General features: G+C 35.1%; 20 protein-coding genes, 1 pseudogene and 1 other annotated feature. Of the genes and pseudogenes, 5 read left to right on the forward strand and 16 right to left on the reverse strand.

Features of this window, described 5'->3' with window-relative positions; genetic code table 11:
- Positions 1-20: 20 nt before the first annotated feature.
- The 4 genes from DN410_RS11855 to DN410_RS11870 all read right to left on the reverse strand — a co-directional run bounded on the left by DN410_RS11855 (position 21) and on the right by DN410_RS11870 (position 3497).
- Positions 21-779, reverse strand: a complete 759-nt coding sequence (locus DN410_RS11855) for an SDR family oxidoreductase (protein ID WP_149176653.1) — start codon at positions 777-779, stop codon at positions 21-23.
- A gap of 58 nt (positions 780-837) precedes the next feature.
- Entirely contained in the window at positions 838-2496 is a 1659-nt protein-coding gene (locus DN410_RS11860) for a putative ABC transporter permease subunit (RefSeq protein WP_149176654.1), read from the reverse strand.
- Complete coding sequence (locus tag DN410_RS11865; RefSeq protein WP_149176655.1) at positions 2489-3214, reverse strand: ABC transporter ATP-binding protein; 726 nt, start codon at positions 3212-3214, stop codon at positions 2489-2491. The genes DN410_RS11860 and DN410_RS11865 overlap by 8 nt, the downstream gene beginning before the upstream one ends.
- 88 nt (positions 3215-3302) lie before the next feature.
- Entirely contained in the window at positions 3303-3497 is a 195-nt protein-coding gene (locus tag DN410_RS11870; protein WP_000958865.1) for a hypothetical protein, read from the reverse strand.
- Between the two features lie 179 nt (positions 3498-3676).
- Here DN410_RS11870 and DN410_RS11875 point away from each other — a divergent pair, with 179 nt between their 5' ends.
- Both DN410_RS11875 and DN410_RS11880 read left to right on the forward strand, forming a co-directional pair.
- A complete protein-coding gene (locus DN410_RS11875) occupies positions 3677-4036 on the forward strand; it encodes a DUF3796 domain-containing protein (RefSeq protein ID WP_149176656.1) in 360 nt (119 codons plus the stop codon).
- On the forward strand, positions 4024-4224 hold the full coding sequence (locus tag DN410_RS11880; RefSeq protein ID WP_149176657.1) for a helix-turn-helix transcriptional regulator: 201 nt from the start codon (positions 4024-4026) through the stop codon (positions 4222-4224). Before DN410_RS11875 ends, DN410_RS11880 begins: the two co-directional genes overlap by 13 nt.
- Before the next feature lie 63 nt (positions 4225-4287).
- Here the strand turns inward: DN410_RS11880 and DN410_RS11885 are convergent, their stop codons facing one another.
- Entirely contained in the window at positions 4288-5250 is a 963-nt protein-coding gene (locus DN410_RS11885; RefSeq protein WP_149176658.1) for a tubby C-terminal domain-like protein, read from the reverse strand.
- Between the two features lie 545 nt (positions 5251-5795).
- Between DN410_RS11885 and DN410_RS11890 the strand changes: the two genes are divergently transcribed.
- Complete coding sequence (locus DN410_RS11890; RefSeq protein ID WP_097951787.1) at positions 5796-6293, forward strand: DinB family protein; 498 nt, start codon at positions 5796-5798, stop codon at positions 6291-6293.
- A gap of 387 nt (positions 6294-6680) precedes the next feature.
- Here DN410_RS11890 and DN410_RS11895 read toward each other — a convergent pair whose 3' ends face one another.
- The 5 genes from DN410_RS11895 to DN410_RS11915 form a co-directional block, all read right to left on the reverse strand.
- Complete coding sequence (locus DN410_RS11895; RefSeq protein WP_149176659.1) at positions 6681-7391, reverse strand: YjjG family noncanonical pyrimidine nucleotidase; 711 nt, start codon at positions 7389-7391, stop codon at positions 6681-6683.
- Between the two features lie 44 nt (positions 7392-7435).
- Positions 7436-8380, reverse strand: a complete 945-nt coding sequence (locus DN410_RS11900) for a phosphotransferase family protein (protein WP_149176660.1) — start codon at positions 8378-8380, stop codon at positions 7436-7438.
- A gap of 89 nt (positions 8381-8469) precedes the next feature.
- A complete protein-coding gene (locus DN410_RS11905) occupies positions 8470-9492 on the reverse strand; it encodes a tyrosine-protein phosphatase (RefSeq protein WP_149176661.1) in 1023 nt (340 codons plus the stop codon).
- 89 nt (positions 9493-9581) lie between these two features.
- Positions 9582-10421, reverse strand: a complete 840-nt coding sequence (locus tag DN410_RS11910) for a hypothetical protein (RefSeq protein ID WP_149176662.1) — start codon at positions 10419-10421, stop codon at positions 9582-9584.
- A gap of 51 nt (positions 10422-10472) precedes the next feature.
- On the reverse strand, positions 10473-11192 hold the full coding sequence (locus tag DN410_RS11915) for a GNAT family N-acetyltransferase (protein WP_149176663.1): 720 nt from the start codon (positions 11190-11192) through the stop codon (positions 10473-10475).
- Between the two features lie 123 nt (positions 11193-11315).
- Between DN410_RS11915 and DN410_RS11920 the strand changes: the two genes are divergently transcribed.
- Both DN410_RS11920 and DN410_RS11925 read left to right on the forward strand, forming a co-directional pair.
- Entirely contained in the window at positions 11316-12155 is an 840-nt protein-coding gene (locus tag DN410_RS11920) for a DUF2785 domain-containing protein (protein WP_149176664.1), read from the forward strand.
- Positions 12156-12172: 17 nt separating this feature from the next.
- Complete coding sequence (locus DN410_RS11925; protein ID WP_149176665.1) at positions 12173-12622, forward strand: NUDIX hydrolase; 450 nt, start codon at positions 12173-12175, stop codon at positions 12620-12622.
- 67 nt (positions 12623-12689) lie between these two features.
- On the opposite strand, the gene DN410_RS11930 is transcribed toward DN410_RS11925, so the two are convergent.
- The 6 genes and pseudogenes from DN410_RS11930 to DN410_RS11955 form a co-directional block, all read right to left on the reverse strand.
- The gene (locus tag DN410_RS11930; RefSeq protein WP_149176666.1) at positions 12690-12944 is read right to left on the reverse strand and encodes a YbeF family protein; all 255 of its coding nucleotides are present in this window, start codon (positions 12942-12944) and stop codon (positions 12690-12692) included.
- Between the two features lie 93 nt (positions 12945-13037).
- The gene (locus tag DN410_RS11935; RefSeq protein WP_149176667.1) at positions 13038-13418 is read right to left on the reverse strand and encodes a VOC family protein; all 381 of its coding nucleotides are present in this window, start codon (positions 13416-13418) and stop codon (positions 13038-13040) included.
- A gap of 61 nt (positions 13419-13479) precedes the next feature.
- Positions 13480-14517, reverse strand: a complete 1038-nt coding sequence (locus DN410_RS11940) for an ROK family transcriptional regulator (RefSeq protein ID WP_149176668.1) — start codon at positions 14515-14517, stop codon at positions 13480-13482.
- Between the two features lie 122 nt (positions 14518-14639).
- Positions 14640-15158: pseudogene (locus DN410_RS11945) on the reverse strand (MFS transporter); the annotation flags it as partial.
- 9 nt (positions 15159-15167) lie between these two features.
- The gene (locus DN410_RS11950) at positions 15168-15731 is read right to left on the reverse strand and encodes a maltose acetyltransferase domain-containing protein (protein WP_149176669.1); all 564 of its coding nucleotides are present in this window, start codon (positions 15729-15731) and stop codon (positions 15168-15170) included.
- A gap of 175 nt (positions 15732-15906) precedes the next feature.
- Positions 15907-16905, reverse strand: coding sequence for a tryptophan--tRNA ligase (locus tag DN410_RS11955; RefSeq protein ID WP_179958607.1), 999 nt, complete (start codon positions 16903-16905; stop codon positions 15907-15909).
- 44 nt (positions 16906-16949) lie between these two features.
- Positions 16950-17157 (reverse strand) — a binding site (T-box leader).
- Positions 17158-17252: the final 95 nt, after the last annotated feature.

The following is a 17252-nucleotide window of genomic DNA, read 5'->3' on the forward strand; positions in this document are numbered from 1 at the left end:
TATTTGTTAACATAATATATTTATGAGTAACCTCCATTTGAATGGATAACTTGCCCAGTAATCCATTTTGCTTCTTCACTTACTAAAAAAGAGATTAAGCGCGCTGCATCCACCGGTTCTCCTACTTTACCTTGGGGGAACTTCCACACTAAATGATGCTTTAGCTCCTCTGTAATCCATCCTGTATTCGTTGGTCCTGGATCAACAGCATTCACCGTAATCCCTTTCTCCATCGCAACTGGTGCAACAGACTTTGTAAATGCTTCAATTGCTCCTTTCGTTGCTACGTATGCCAATTCATCTGGCATTGCTCCTAATGACTGTCCTGAAGTAAGGTTAATAATACTTCCACTCGTTTTAAGTGCATAATGTTTTATAAACAATGAACTTAATAGCATAGTAGCCCGGACATTCACAGTATAATGTTTATCTAGCTGCTTTACATCTAACTCCTCAACTTTTGTATGAGTTGCATACGCTGCATTATTAATTAATATAGATGGACCGCCTAAACGCTCTGACACCATATAAAACAAACGGTTTGGTGAATATGACTGCGATAAATTAATTTCTGCCATTTCACATCGGACATCGAAACTTTCAATTTCCTTTTTCAACAAAAATGGTTCTTGATCATTCATTCCCCATGGCATCGCTTTATCATACTGAGACCAGTACGTGAAAAAAATGTCTATCCCCTTTTGAGCAAGCACCTTGCATACAGCTGCACCAATTCCATTTAGACGAGTTGCCCCTGTTACAATTGCTATTTTCTTCACCTTTTCTCCTCCATCTATGGATAAATCCTCTGCACGCGAATACAGAGGATCTATCTTTTTATTCAATATTTGACAATATACGTTCTGCACCTAATTTTAAAATTTTAATAAAGATATAATTTACTATCGTAAACATTACAAATAAAACGATAAACATAACCCACAGTCCTACTTGAAGGAAGAAGTATAATAGACTTACTCCCGCTACAATAATTAAAGCTATTAAAATATTAGCTAAAAAATTCCACAAAGTTGTATAGCGGCTTTTAAATAACTTCTGCTCTGTATCCCAGTGTATATCTGCAGTTTGTGCATCCCAGCGTGTACCGATTAAATTAATTAACAATAAACCATTCGCACTTAGCAAGAACCAAAGTATCATGAAAACCGGAGAAATTCCCGCTACAACTGCCATCGTAATACCAAATATCGCTAAAATGATTACATTAATTAACCAAGCCGTTATCGCTTTCGCAAAAAAGATATCTGAAGCTTTTACTGGTAAATAACGATTCACAAACCAAGAGCTTCCATCACGTGAAAATGAAGTTGTTGCAATGACGTTACTTCCCATTAAAAATAACGATGCACAAAGCCCAACGCCAATTGCAAGGCCTGCTGATTTTGGGTTATCAATATATCCCGTGATCCATTTTAAATTCCCATCTTGTACAAATAAAACGAAGAACAACATAATCGGCATAACGAAAGTTTGTACGATACAATTTAAGAAAAATTGTGGTGTACGGAATAACGTTTTAAACTCTTTTTTCACATACGCTTTCAAATGTGAACTTTGTACCGTTGATTTTTGTAAATCTTCTGCTGAAATGACCTCTTTTTTTGCTGTACTCGTTGAAAGTCCAATAACCCCTTTTAAATATGTACGCTCTGCAATGTAATAAAACAACACAAAAAATACAAATGAAATAAGTGCAAAGATCATTACATATAAAGGACCCTTCCAATTTGCATTTTCTACTAATGCCACTGCTCCAAAATATGTAGTCGGAAAATAATTCGTCATTTGTACTAGAAGAGAGGATTGATTGTTCGCAAGATAATCCGTAATTGCATCTTCAGAAAACGAACTTTTATTTCTCCACTGCATAAATACGTTAATTCCTACAATAAATAGTATACTTATGATTCCAATAAATATATTTCCTCGATCTTTGTTTTTTGCTATATTCGTATACCTCATAATAACTGTCATCAGTAACGAAGCTAATACTAACGGCACGATTGGAAAGAGTATGTAAATGAAAATCATGTATATGTAATATGTAATAAATGCGTCACTTTTTAAACCGTACGTAATGAAGATTGGTAGTAAAATGAATGAACTCATTACGTATTGTGTAATCAATACCGTTAAAAATTTTGCCGAAATAATTTGCGCTGGTTTTAATGGTAACGGCAGTAACATTTCAATGTCATTGCTGTAATAAAATACAGTTAAAATGTTCGTAATACTCATTAAAAATACCCATATACTCGCAATCGCAAGGCCCATTGCGATAATCATTCCTGGGTCTTGCCCTAAATGTTTCATTCCTTCATACATTCCATGCGTCATCGAACCAAAAATTAAAAAGCCAACAAATAAAATGGCTGCAAATGAAAATAAATACGCCCATCGTTTCTTCTTATCTGTTATAAAATCTGCATAATTTAATTTCAATAATACTTTCGTTAACGTCCAAATTTTACTCATTGCCCGTCATCTCCAAGAACATTTTTTCAAGTGATTCATTGGATTTAAAATGATCTCTCATTTCATCTAAATTCCCTTTAAACTGCAAATTCCCCTTATTAATAATCGCAACGCGGTCACATATTTTTTCCGCTACTTCTAATACGTGCGTTGAGAAAAATACAATCTTTCCTTTATCCGCATGTTCTCTCATCATTTCTTTTAAAATATATGCAGATTTCGGATCAAGACCAGTTAACGGTTCATCTAAAATCCATACATCCGGCTCATGCACGAGTACACCAATAATAACGATTTTTTGTCTCATACCGTGTGAGTAACTTTGAATTTGATCCGATAACGCATTGTAAAGATCAAATTTCTTCGCTAAAGACTCAATTCGTTCTTGGCGTACTTCTTTCGGCACTTCATACATATCTGCCATAAAGTTTAAATATTCAATTCCCTTTAATCGTAAAAACATATCTGGACTATCTGGAACATAACCAAACGTCCTTTTCGCTTCCATCGGATTTTTCATACTATCTTTACCGTTAATCGTAATCGTTCCTTTGTCCACCCCATGAATACCAGTAATCATCTTAATTGTCGTTGATTTACCCGCACCATTCGGTCCTAAAAAACCAAAGATTTCTCCGCTAGGCACAGATAAACTTAAATCTTTTACTGCATAGGTAGACCCATTATAACTTTTTGACACATTCGTAATTTCAATCATTCCATCCAATCCTTTCCTTAATTACCAAATAACTATATTGATATTATAGCATACTTTTATTTTTAGATTTTTGTATTTTTCAGTTTATTTAACCTTTAAAATAAATGTAAACTCCTAATCCAACGATTAAAACGACAGCTAGTATAATATAAATCATCGTTAGCCGTTTAATATTCCCTTTTGTCGCTTTACTATAATTTGCATCACCATTTCGTCCAATTAACACCGTCGCCACTACAGTAATCACTACAAGTAATACAACGATCATGATCCAAGTTAACATTCCTTCCTCCCCCTCCTTACAACCATTTTACAATATTATCCTCTTTATTTCGCAGCATATTTCCTCTTTTTACTATTATTATGAAGCAAACTAGAAAACTATTATTACCATTCCTATCCATATGTGATATATTTATAACATAATATGACTTATTTCTAACATTGAATGGGGGACCTATCATGAAAACAACTTGGATAAAATATTTAGGATTTCTCGGTTTCTTCGGTTTCCTTGGCTTTTTTTATGAAAAAGGATTATTTACTATGTTCTGCTTCTTCTCCTTTTTCACATCGTATAGAACCGTTCAACACGATGAACTGTTTGAACAAATCGTCAATAACTCATGCCGCAATGCATTTATCGTTACGTTACTAACTACCGCTATCATTATGTTTATTGAACTGTTATTTCCAAACCCTACACTACAAGAGATTGATATCGCTCTTATTTTCAGCACACTTATTCTTACATTCGGTTTCTCTATGTTCTTTTACGATAAACCAATTGATGAAATGGAAGATGCACCATGGCGTTCGTAACGAGAATAAAGGAATACCGCGCCAAATTGAATATGACACAAGAAGATTTAGCGAAACGTGTTGGTGTACGCCGTGAAACAATTAGCCATCTCGAAAAAGGAAAATATAACCCTTCCTTACAGCTTGCTCACGATATAGCGAAGGCACTTCATAGTACAATTGAAGAGGTTTTTATTTTTGAGGATTAATTGCATAAAAAAATACCGGCATTCTTCCATGAAGAATACCGGTATTTTTTATTTATACAACTATCACCCATACAAAACTGCATGAAAGACACCTAACAGTAAGTATTGATCCTCTATATAATCCTCATCATACACATTCATCTCGATATAATACATATCTTCCTCTAGACGAATATTCCAATCTGCGATTACATAGCCTTTTCGTAATAACTTGCCAAGCCCAATTGAAGTTTTGTGAACAACATATTCTTCTCTCTTATATGTAAAAGTAAATAAGAAATTTGCATCTAATAACTTTCCATCACATACAAGTATTTCATGCTCTGCATCATTATTATCGATGTACGTTACTAAAATCTTTCTTTGGCGCTGCCTACTTACATCCTTTGCAATGATACGAATATTGTCTTTACTATCCTTTACTTCATAAACGATATTACTACCAACTTTTGGAATAAAATCTAGTACTCTCATCAACGTATTTTTATAGTAACCCCGTACTACGCCTACTTGTTTGCTTTCCTTATAAACCTCTATCGATGTCATATCCGCTTTACTATCACACGGTCGTTTGTAAGAAAGCTGCATCATTCGCTCTCCTCTTAAGTACTGATCAAACGTAACAGGATATTGTATCGCGCGCAGTTCTTTATTTAACTCATATAAATAGCGTTGAACACTCTCTACTAATGTCGTAGTAGAGATACTCTCCTGAATTTCAAATTGTTGCCAACTGGAATAAATCTTCCACTGATCGTCCTCTTCATAAAAGAATCTGAGAATGACTTCATCACGTTCAGGCGTTTCATAATTCATCTGTTCGTTCTGCCCGTATTGAACTTGTTCCATCCACTGTCCCAAATAAATGCCAAGCTCTGCGACCTTCATGCATGACTTCTGAAAAAGTACTCTATCATCTACATGAATCGTTAACTCCCCTTCGATAAAGCCCTTTGCATAAGCAGCATATCGTGGGTCATCCTTCTTTGGGATACTCTTGTCTAACTCAAAAAAAAACGTTAACATCCTTTACTCACCTCTAGTTGTTACACAGTTCATACCTAACATTGCAGCACTCTGAGAAACTATGTATATATACACATTTAATTCATGTATTATAACACGTAAATGACCTTAGTATAGAAACACTATTTTCGCTTTGCGAACTCCCTCATAATAGAATAACTATCCTTTTATTATTTTTTTCTTGACTTAGAGTTCACTCTAATCATTATAATCAACTCATAGTTCATTCACAATAAAATCAATTGGATAAAATTCAGGAGGGATTGGAAAAGCTAAAATCAAAAGTGGCTGACATTATCGCAGACCTGGATATTGTCATTTGAACCTTTGATTTATCTGTTACTACAATTGTACATTAAGGTACTATTCAAATAAAAAACAACGATTTCCTGTGCGTTAAGAAGTCAGGGATTCTTGTTATTTTTATCTTATTTTACTTTCTCTTAATAGTCGTAAATCTTCTATAATTTATTTAGTACATATAAAAGAGACGGAACCTTAAAATCAGCAAATTAGAAAATAAAACAGGATGGGAGTCAATTATTATGGATCAATCAAATAAAGCATTTAGCCTAGCATTAGTAAAATCGTTAAGAGGAGAACGAGGACATCTTCCCATCAAAAATGCTTTGTCGGATATAGACATGGTGCTTGCGGGAAAACGCAGAGAGGAACTACCTTATTCTATTTATCAATTAGTAAAACACATGACCTACTGGCAAGATTTTCTCTTATTATCCGCCCAGGGGAAGAAGCCTGCATTGCCTGCCCATGTAAAAGAGAGCTGGCCTGAAGAAGAATGTCCTGCCAGTGAGGAAGAGTGGCAACAGATTATTCAGTATTTTCTTCAAGGGATTGAACAGGCATGCACGATTGCCCAAACTGTTCAATTGGACAAAACATTGGAGGAATGGCCTGGTGAAACGACTGGCGGCGTTCTACGCAATATTGCATCTCACAACTCCTACCATTTAGGAGAAATTGTGCTGATCCGCAGATTATTTAGTGCTTGGCCACCGCCAACAGGCGGATATCCAGTCTAAACAAGGAAAAGGTTCCACCCCATGCCCATTAACTTAAAATTTCGAATTACCTCCAAAACGAAATTTTTACCACTTTACAGTTATTTATGAGAATTAAATTCATTTTTTCATTATTGGGGAACAAACATTTTTTTACTTGATGGAGATAGGATACAAAAATATACATTTCATCTCCTAACAAAATAAAAAAGATTGCTCATATCCTAAGAGGCAATCTTTTTTTATTTTTAAGCTGTTTGTAATTTGTCATTACAAACAGCTTAAAATATTATTTAGTGTTATTTCTCTGTTTTCTTTCAGTAAAATTGTTTTGACTTGGTGCCATCTTTTTTGTTCCATATCTTAGTATATGAAATTATATCGACCATTCGTCAAATTTCAACACGATTAAAATGAGGCTACCTTTTCTCCCGCCACTTCCACAATTTCTAAAATTTGCAGCAGGCTCTCCACTTCATAAGTCGGCTTAACATCTGCCCTGTTCTCTTTCAAACTCGGATTATACCAACACGTATCAATGCCGTAATCTTCTCCGCCTCTCATATCAGAAGTTAGCGAATCTCCAACCATTAGTACGCTTGATTTATCAGCAATCCCAAACTTCTCAAATGCATAATCAAAAATCTCACGTGCCGGCTTTTGATGACCGACTTCTTCAGAAATAATAATATGATCAAAGAAATCACATAAAGGCGAGTTTCCAATTCTAGATTGTTGCACTTTTGTATATCCATTCGTAATAATACCTAACTTGCAATCTTGTAGGTTCTCACATAGTTGCACTGCACCTTCTATAAGATGTACTTCCTTCCCTAAGTTTTCAAGGTATACATCACTAAATTGCTGCGCATCTACTTCTATATTATGAAGTGCAAATAATTTTCTAAATCGATCTACCGCTAATTCACTTAGCGTAATCATTTTATTTTCTAAATCTCTCCACAATCCGTTACTAATCTCTTTATAGCTTGCAAGATAATCATTATAGCCTGTAGGCATACCGAACTGTACAAACGCATTATGTAATGCGTTTCTCTCTGTTTCAGGGAAATCTAATAATGTATCGTCTACGTCGAATAATATAACTTTGTATTTCATGATGTTCTCCTTAGTTCCTATTTTAAAAGCTTCGTTCTCATTGCTTATAAGTTTATATATATTTCGTGATGAAGCGCTTTAACCCGCTCTTTATAGAATACACCTTTATCTTTTATTTTCAAATGTGCTATAAATAAGTTTGCTAGCATGACAGCTGTATCTAGTCTATAAAATAAACTAACAATATGAGGAGTAACATTAAAGATACTATCATTCTTATATCCATCTTTAAATTCATCCCAACTAACCTCATTTGTTTCAGCTATTCTCATTAACTCCAGTAATGGATGACCAATTAAAGCGTTATCCCAATCAACTATTGCTTTAACTTCACCATTATACCCGATTAAATTGGCTGGTCGAATGTCCATATGTAATAAACATTTTACATGATCTGCTGTACTAAGAATATGTTCAATTGTTTTTGTATCCGGAAGATTAATTTCACAGTTCGTGATTGTATTAAACCCTTCTATCCGTTTCACAATTCGTTCTGCTATATACTTACTAATGGGCTCTCTAATGTTTTGTTCGTAATGCAAACCATCAATTGGCATACTATGAAGATTGCTCACTAATTCCCCTATTTTGCATGCAGCAATTGGCATATGATCAGTATACACACAATCCGAAATTAAAAAATCAAGTTCGGTTGAAAGATGCAATCCGTGTATCTTTGGCACTGGAATACCTTTTGAATGACAATGCTTAGACAGCTCCGCTTCCTTTTGCAATGAAATCCGACTATTAAATAAATCTTCATTTATATTTTCTACTTCTCTTTCCCACGGCACTCGAAATGCCAAAGGCCCCTTTTTTGAATCTCCTCGAAAAACAATATTTTGCACTCCCGTTCCAATCACCTTTAAATCCTGAACAGCTAGTTCCTTATAATCTTGACTTAATATTGTTGCTAGCTTTTCTCTTAATCCCTCTGCTTTTACACGTGTATGAATCATTTTATCCCCCGATTCGTAAGTTCTTTTCATCCATTTTCTCCTCGGTGCACAACATCCTCATTAACAAAATTATAACAACAATAGTAAAAGGAGGCTAATCCAATCAGCCTCCCTCTCCATTATTTCTCCTCTAGCAATAACACTTTCATTTCCTCTAACGACTCTTTCGTAAAGCCTAGAGCTTTTTCAGCATACGCTTCAACTGAACCGTATTGCTTTTTAACTTCATCAATCGCAGCTTGTAAATATTCAGCGCGCGCTTCAAACATTGCACCTAATATTGCTCTGCTCTCATCGTTTTGTAATTTTGCACCTAAGAAGGCCATCATTTTTTCATTTAACTTTTCACGGAAGCCGTTACTTAGTAAGTAGTCTTCCATTACTTTTTTTTCTGGTACACCTAGTAAAAGTAATAATAATGCTGAACCAAATCCAGTACGGTCTTTTCCAGCTGTACAGTGGTTTACTAACGGTAAGTTTTCCGGATTTTGAGCTAGTTTTAAGAAGCTCACGAATGCTTCATTACCACTTACGAAATCTTGATTCATTTTCACCAGATATTCGCCTGGTTTCCCTAACATAGAAAGGTCACCAACTTGGAAAAACTCGTTTATATTTAAGTCTTTCGCTAAGTCTTGCATAACTGGTAAGCACACTTGACGAGCTCCTGTAATACTTGGGTTTGGCTTATGCTTTACCTCAAAGTCTGTACGATAGTCACAAATTAACTTTAAACCAGACTTTTGTAAATAGTCGATATCCGAATCTGTTAGTCCTGCTAATTCTTCAGAACGGTACAACTTGCCCCATTTTACTTTACGGCCTTCAGTCGTTTCATATCCTCCCATATCACGGAAGTTAAACGCGCCTTGTAATGGCAATCTACGCTCAGCTACTGTTACTGCTTGTCCATTACTACCTACTAGTCTAAAATATGGACGCTCATTTTCACTTAAGTTTTCAATTGTATATGATGATTCTCCATTTATCGTTGCAAGTAATTCTCCGGTTTCTTCAATATGATCTGGTGAAGTACTCCAATAAATACGAACTTCTTCTATATTATTTTCCCACTTTATTTGTAACGTATTATCTTCATTTCTTTCTACAGTTGCTTGTAGCCAATGTCTTTGCTGCCCCATTCTTTCACCAACGCTTTCTCTTATAATCGAATCTTACTCTATTGTATTATAGGAATATCCACTTTGTCGTTCTCATTTTTCTTTTTATCTTACAAACAGGCAAAAAGTTCTTTTACTTGTTCAAAATTTGTACACGGATTCCCTCGAAATACGTATGCGATTTGTTCATTACCGAGGTTTTCATATACAACTGTTCCGCGATCAGAGTGCGAATAAAACTCTAACCCGTTTATAATTTGTTTTGGACCATAGTTCATTGCCCATGAAGAAACAGGATAGTACGCTTTGTTTTTATGCTGACAAACCCAAAGTGCGTATAGTTTATTATCTTCGTCCCAGTATACATATTGCGTTTCTTCATTTCCGAAACCGACCGATTCGAATTTCCAACTTAGCTTTTCATGAATTGGCAATTTTACATAGAATACGTCATCTGGAGCATTCCACTCTCTACATCTTCCTATCTCACTCATTTCACCTCTCTTCGCTTGAAAGCTTAATAAGTGAAATGGTGTATGTAATATCATTTTCGCAAACTCCGTATGTACCGGTTGTAATCCAAATAGAAATCTTTCCAGTTCACCTTGGTTTACATATCCACGATCAACAGAAATTTCAACTTGTGTTTTCCATGTAGATGTAACATAACTTTCTTTCCCCTTATAATTTACACCTTTCCAATACACAAGCCCTTTATATTGAAAACAATCTCCTTTTGCTTGAGAAATACAGCTATCCGGAAATACTGGTTCCATAATATCGAGAAAAAATTCTTTTACCCGAAACATACTAGTTGGCGTAACAACTTGAAACCAAAAAGTTTCCCACTTTTCACCTTCATAACGTTCTGAAACTTTTTCAATTTTCCAGCCTTCTAACAATACATTTGGATACAATAAAACGAATGAATGCATGGATTGCTTTAACATATATAGTCCCCTCCCGCTATACGAGTTCGAGAGTATACATCATTCATCCTCCTAAAACTTCCTCACATATCGCTCCGTACAACTTAGCAGCTGACATCCGTTCTTTTCAAAAACATCCTTCATCCACTCATTTTGTACATTTGTCTCACCGATATAATAAGATGCACCTATTTCCTTTAAGACAAACATTGCCCCTGTAAAGAATGCTGCTTCATACCCTTGAGTTCGCATCTTTGGAGCGACTGCGAAATACATAAGTTTTCCTTCTTCTAACGTACCCCTTTCAATATGCGGGATTACAATTCCGATCGGCTCCTCACCTACAACCGCTGTTAAACAATGTTCTTTCCATTGCTCACCAATTTCTTCTAGCATCATATTTACAAATTGATCATAATTGACTTGTTCTTCCGTCATTTCGTTCCAAAGAGAATAAAAAGCATCTTCTCCTACTTCTTCAATTAGCTTAAAATCAATATCACTTTCTACATCTTCTACTTCGTATATATCCTTAAATACAATCATGTTTTCAGTAACATATTCAAAAGAATACGTTTCGAAGCATTTTTTATACACATCATAATTTGGACTTTTTGAAGAAATCTCAAAATGTATTTCTATTCCATCTTTTTCAGCCTCAGCAACAACATACTGCATGATTTCTTCTAATTGCTCTTCTGTAAAAACCTCTGCATTATTTTCTTTTATCATTATAGAAGAAGCACTTCTTCTTATTTTAAAATGTTTTTCTAACAGTTCTATATTCGTCATTTTCTTCCCTCATCTATGTCATACTCGAATTTCTACTCGTTCTCCTTGCATGAGCAGGATTGTCCTTGAATATATAGAATACTAGAAAAGATCGCATCTTTAAAGTGCGGAGGAGGTTCTCCCTTGGATATTACAGCGCTGCAACAACAGTTAGAGCTTATACAACAAAATGACTATACGCAACTGCAACATATAGATATAAATGAGTTAACTTTAAACATGCTTCAATATATTGGAACGACTGACAGTTACGTTCGTTACCAACTTATATATAAATGTTTTGCTCATTTTATTCATCATGAATTCCTTATGGACGATCAACTGAAATTACTGTTACATACTTGTTTAAGTGATGAGTATTTATATTGTGACATTCACTCCCCACAAACAGATGGGGTTTTCACACGTTCTTACACTGTTTCGTTAATTGCATTAATACTCCAATTCGCTAACTCGCACTACTTTTTTACAGAGGAGGATATCGAGGAAATAAAAAACAAACTCATTACATATACAAACTTAGAAACTGATTTTCGAGGCTATATCGAAAATAAAGGATGGGCTCATTGTATCGCCCACGTATCTGATGCCTTTACTGAAATTGTTCACAATTCCTATACGACCTTCCAGTGGTATGAAGAATTAATTCATTGTTTATTAAATAAAATTTTCATTCCGTCTGATCTTTTTCATAACAACGAAGATGAACGTATCGTTACTCCGTTACTAGCAATGCTGTATCATGACCTCTCACAAGATACGTTAATTTCAATTATTCATAAAAAAATAAAAAGGCTTCCTCAAATTAGAAAACGCCTTTCACTTAATGAGTATTGTATTTTATGTGCGAACATTAAAACCTTTTTACGCACATTATTTTTTAGAACAAAGGACGATCATAACTTAGCCTTTACAGCACGTAAAGCAGAAAGAATGTTAAAAGAACTTCCTAATTATTATTAAATGTAAGGAGAAACATTATGGGTTATATTGAAGACATGAGAAATCTAATAGGAAATCATCCACTTATTTTAATTGGTTCACATGCCATTATATTAAATGAAAAAGATGAAGTATTACTACAGCTTCGGACAGATTTTAACCGCTGGGGTATTATTGGCGGCGCCTTAGAATATAACGAAACACTAGAAGACGCTTTAAAACGAGAAGTATTTGAAGAAACTGGGCTTATCATTAAAAACCCAGAACTATTCCGTACATACTCAGGACCAGATTACTTTCAAATTTATCCAAACGGCGATCAAGTACACGGTGTACTCGTCGTTTATATTTGCCGGGAATTTCACGGTGAGCTTATATGTGATCAAACTGAGTCAAAAGAATTACGCTTTTTCCCGCTTGATAAGTTACCTAGTACTCTTCATCCAATCATTGAGGGGATTCTTCGCGATTTTTATCAATCCAATTAAAAATAGAAATAAAACAACCTCATTTCCCGTCATTACAACGTGAAATGAGGCTGTTTATCGTTCACCGTTAACGTTCTCTTTCTACAACTTTATATCCCTTTACAAAAAATATAGTTATAAAAGAAACAATAAATGCAAAAATAGTATACATACCAACCCAAAAGAAAAATGATGGATCATACAATGCAACATTTAAAATAAGAAAAATAAGAAATGTTACAATTGGCATCACGTAAAATGTACCCATTTTATATGTCCCAGCTATTGATATAACACAAATAAACAATGGGTATATACAAAAAATAAAAATTGACTCACTCACTATTATGTCCCCCTTTCTACAGAAATAATAGATTTCTCATAAATGTTTTGGGGAACAACAAATTTTATACTTTTATCAATTATTAATAGAATGTTAGATCGTTATCTCAATTTGATTTCCTTCAGGGTCACTTACTACACTTTCGTAGTAACCATCTCCTGTAGTACGCGGGCCGTTTAACACAGGGTATCCTGCTTCTCTTAATGTATTAGTTAATTCGTTCACTTTTTCTTTACTACCTACAGAAAAAGCAATATGTGCATATCCTATTGTTTGTGTTTGTAATGTATCGTCTATCCCTACCTGTCTCATAAGTTCTAGACGTGCACCACCTTCAAAAGTTATAAAATAAGATTCAAACTGCTTTTTCGGATTGTGATATAAGCCATTTTCTTCACCACCAAAGTACTGTTTATAGAAATCACGCATTCCTTCTAAATCATTCACCCAAATTGCTACATGTTCAATTTTCATAATCGACACCTTTTCTTTTATGTTATTCAACTGGCAATTGGATGCTTTATTGCCAGTACATTTAATTTTCTTTGTTTGTTTTCGTAATCATAAGGTCAAGTCCAAGGCTTTTTAATCCATATAAATAATCTTCTTTCCAATCACTCACTGTTATTTTCGGAATATGTTCTGCTGGAATATACTCTGGACAAGTTTTTACAATTTGATCTATTACAAATTGGTTCACTTCATCATCGCAGAAAATAAAAGCATGAGGGTTAATAATAGCTATAAATGTAGCTATTAAACGGGTAATAGCATCTACATTATATTCCTCTCGATTATTTGAATTAACTTTATCTCCACTTCTCAAAGCTTGTAAAAAATTTTTATTATCATACTGCGGAACGAAAGATATCTCTCCTGAGAAAAATGTACTTCCGCGTATAACATCTCCATTTACCATAATCCCAGCACCTGGACCGTTTTGACCTGCATACAAATATACAAGAGATGAATTATCATTACTTCCTGTGTTTTTATGATAGCCGAGCACTGCAGCATTCATATCGTTTTCTATTACTACAGGTATAGAAAACCGTTCTTCCAAATGATTTTTCAAATTAAAATTTTGGAACTTTTCATATCCAGGAATGTAGAAAATACGCCCATTATCGACCGCACCAGGCACACCAATTGATATGGAACTTATTTTCGGAAACGTAGCTATTAGACTTTCTATTTGTTCTGTTAATACGTCTAGACCAGTATCCATTAATACGCTTGAAGTACTGCCTTGTTCTTTCACTTCCCCTAAACAGTTAAAAATTGTATAGTTTGTCTCATTTCTCTCTAAAAATATCGCTACACCTAACATATATTCTGGATTATATGCATATCGTTTCGCTCTTCTTCCGCCACTTGAATCATCTAAACCGACTAAAGTGACTTCGCCGTCTTGTTTCATTTTTTCTATAAATTTACTTATCGTTGGAAAACTAATTTCTAGTGTATTACTAAGTTCAACTTTCGTTGCACTACCTTGCTCTAGAAGAGCTGTACGAATGCCGCGAAGGATCGTTTCTTTTATCGATTTTTGAGTAACAAATTGTTCACTCAAATCGCTCACCACCTTAATCAACATACTTATTAAACACTTTTAATAAGTTGCGTTGACAATATATCATACACCATTTTCTAAAGCAATAGAGGTGATATATTTCTACTAGAGGTACTCCGTATTTAACTCGATGCATTCTCTCTCGTAACTGATGATACAATTCCAGACAAGAGAACAAATAATAAAACAGCTAGCAAGGTATTGCGTATTCCGACTGCTTCCCCAAGTATACCTAAAAATGGTGGTCCGGCTAAAAACGCTGTAAAACCGATGATAGAAACTGTCGCGACATTAGAAGTCGGCTGAAAGACCAATTGGGAACCTAACGCGGCACCAATCCCCCACAGCACGACACCAACTGAAAGAACATACGAGTTACTCCCAAATATTACGATTGAAATCCCTATAATCGCCATCATAATCGTTGCACGTACAACAGCAACACGACCAAATCGCTCAAGGAAATAACTACTACACATACGAGCTAACGTCATTGCTGATACAAAAATAGTGTACATAATTGAACCAGTCACTACACTTTGTTCATGCCCGTCTACCATTATAATAGGTAACCAATCATTGGCACTCCCTTCTGCAAATGCCATTCCAAGCACGAAAAGACCAATTAAAAGTACCTTTTGAAACACCTTTTATTCTTCTATCGTTTTAATAATTTTAGCTGGGTTACCTCCAACAACTACATTATTAGGTACATCTTTTGTCACAACTGCTCCAGAGGCAATTACAGCATTATCTCCAATTGAAATACCAGGGTTAATAATCGCTCCCCCGCCAACCCAAACGTTGTTACCTATCTTTACAGGCTTCCCATATTCTTTGCCAGAATTCCGCTCTACCGGGTGTAACGGATGAGTAGCAGTATAAATGTGAACACCAGGTGCAAACATACAATTATCACCGATTCGAACTTCACAAACGTCTAAAATCACACAATTGAAATTTGAGAAAAAGTTCTTTCCAATGTGGATATTGTAACCATAATCACAACGAAAAGTAGGTTTAATATGTGATGTTCCGTCAGCTGAAGAACCTAAAAGCTGATTTAATAAAGTAAAACGCCCCTCATCCCCTGTTTCCATAGCCTCGTTATAAAGACGCGTTAACCGTTTTGCTTCAGTCCTATCAGCTACTAATACTTCATCACCTGGCATATACATTTCTCCTGCCAACATCTTTTCTTTCTCGGTTTTCATACAATCATCTCCTTTGTTATCGAATGAGCCTTACTTATTAAATGTGTTTAATAAGCACCCCTATATTAGCATACTTTTTCATATATACAACTCATAAATTTCGAAAGGACATGTAAACTCCTTATTTTACGTATCGATATGACGAATCATTTAAATAGAAAAAACGAGAGAACGCTCAGCGTCCCCTCTCAAATCCAATCCGTTTTTTAATTTCTGCTAAATTTACCTTAGCCATATCACGCGCCCTCTCAACACCTCTTTCTAACGCTTCATATAATAAATTTGGCTCATTCATATACATTGCGTATTTCTCACGAGGACCTGCTAATTCACGATCTACAACGCGGAATAACTCTTTTTTCACATCGCCCCATCCAATTCCAGTCTCATACTTTTCACGCATCGACTGTATTTCATCCTCTGTCGCAAATTCTTTATAAATTGTAAATAATGTTTCAAGTTCTTTCGGTTCATTTGGAAGTGAAGAATCTGTTTTGATTTTAAATATTAATTTTCGTAGTTTTTCTTGCTCTGCGAATAACGGGATCACATTCCCATAACTTTTACTCATCTTCCTTCCATCAAGTCCAGGTAAAATAGCCCCTTCTTCTTGAATCACATACTCTGGAAGCGTAAATGTCGCGCCGAACGTATGATTAAAATACGTCGCAATATCACGAGCAATTTCAATATGCTGAATTTGATCTTTTCCAACAGGTACATGCGTAGCTTGAAATAGTAATATATCAGCTGCCATTAAAATCGGATACGTATATAATCCCATATTCACTCCAGTATCGACCTCTAAACCCGCCTCTTTATTTTGTTCTACTTTCGCTTTATACGCATGTGCCCTGTTCATAAGCCCTTTCGGAGTTAGGCAGGCTAATATCCAAGCTAATTCTAGAATCTCCGGCACTTCTGTTTGTCGGTAAAAAATAACATCTTCTCCAAGTCCAAGCGATAACCAAGTAGCTGCTACCTCTTTCGTATAACTACTGAACTTCTCTGGATCATGCACAGCATTTAACGCATGATAATCCGCTATAAAATACAATGCTTTTCCTTCATTCTTTTTTGACATGTGTAATGCAGGTTTAATCGCTCCAATGTAATTTCCTAAATGCGGATAACCTGTCGGCTTAATTCCTGTTAACATTATTTTTTCATCCATCCTAACTCCTCCTTTCTCAAAATAAAAAGAGTCCCTCATCCTTAAAAAAGGACGAGAGACTCCCGCGGTACCACCTTAATTAGCTATCATTATAGCTCACTTCAACTTCTTAACGTGAAGTAACCGTCTTTACCTACTCATTTCAGTTAGAAGCTCCAGAGCCCATTCCATATTCATCCCTTACTGATTTCCACCACACATCAGCTCTCTGAAAAGTTTCGAATATGTACTCTTCTCCTTCATTGCTTTTCTTTATTTTTTACAGTTTATCACATTTTCCCTTTGCTTAAAACTGAATTTTCCGTCTCATTCGACGATATTCGATTTACAATTCAAAAAAAACAGTG

The organism is Bacillus sp. SH5-2 (assembly GCF_008368905.1).
GTDB lineage: Bacteria > Bacillota > Bacilli > Bacillales > Bacillaceae_G > Bacillus_A > Bacillus_A luti.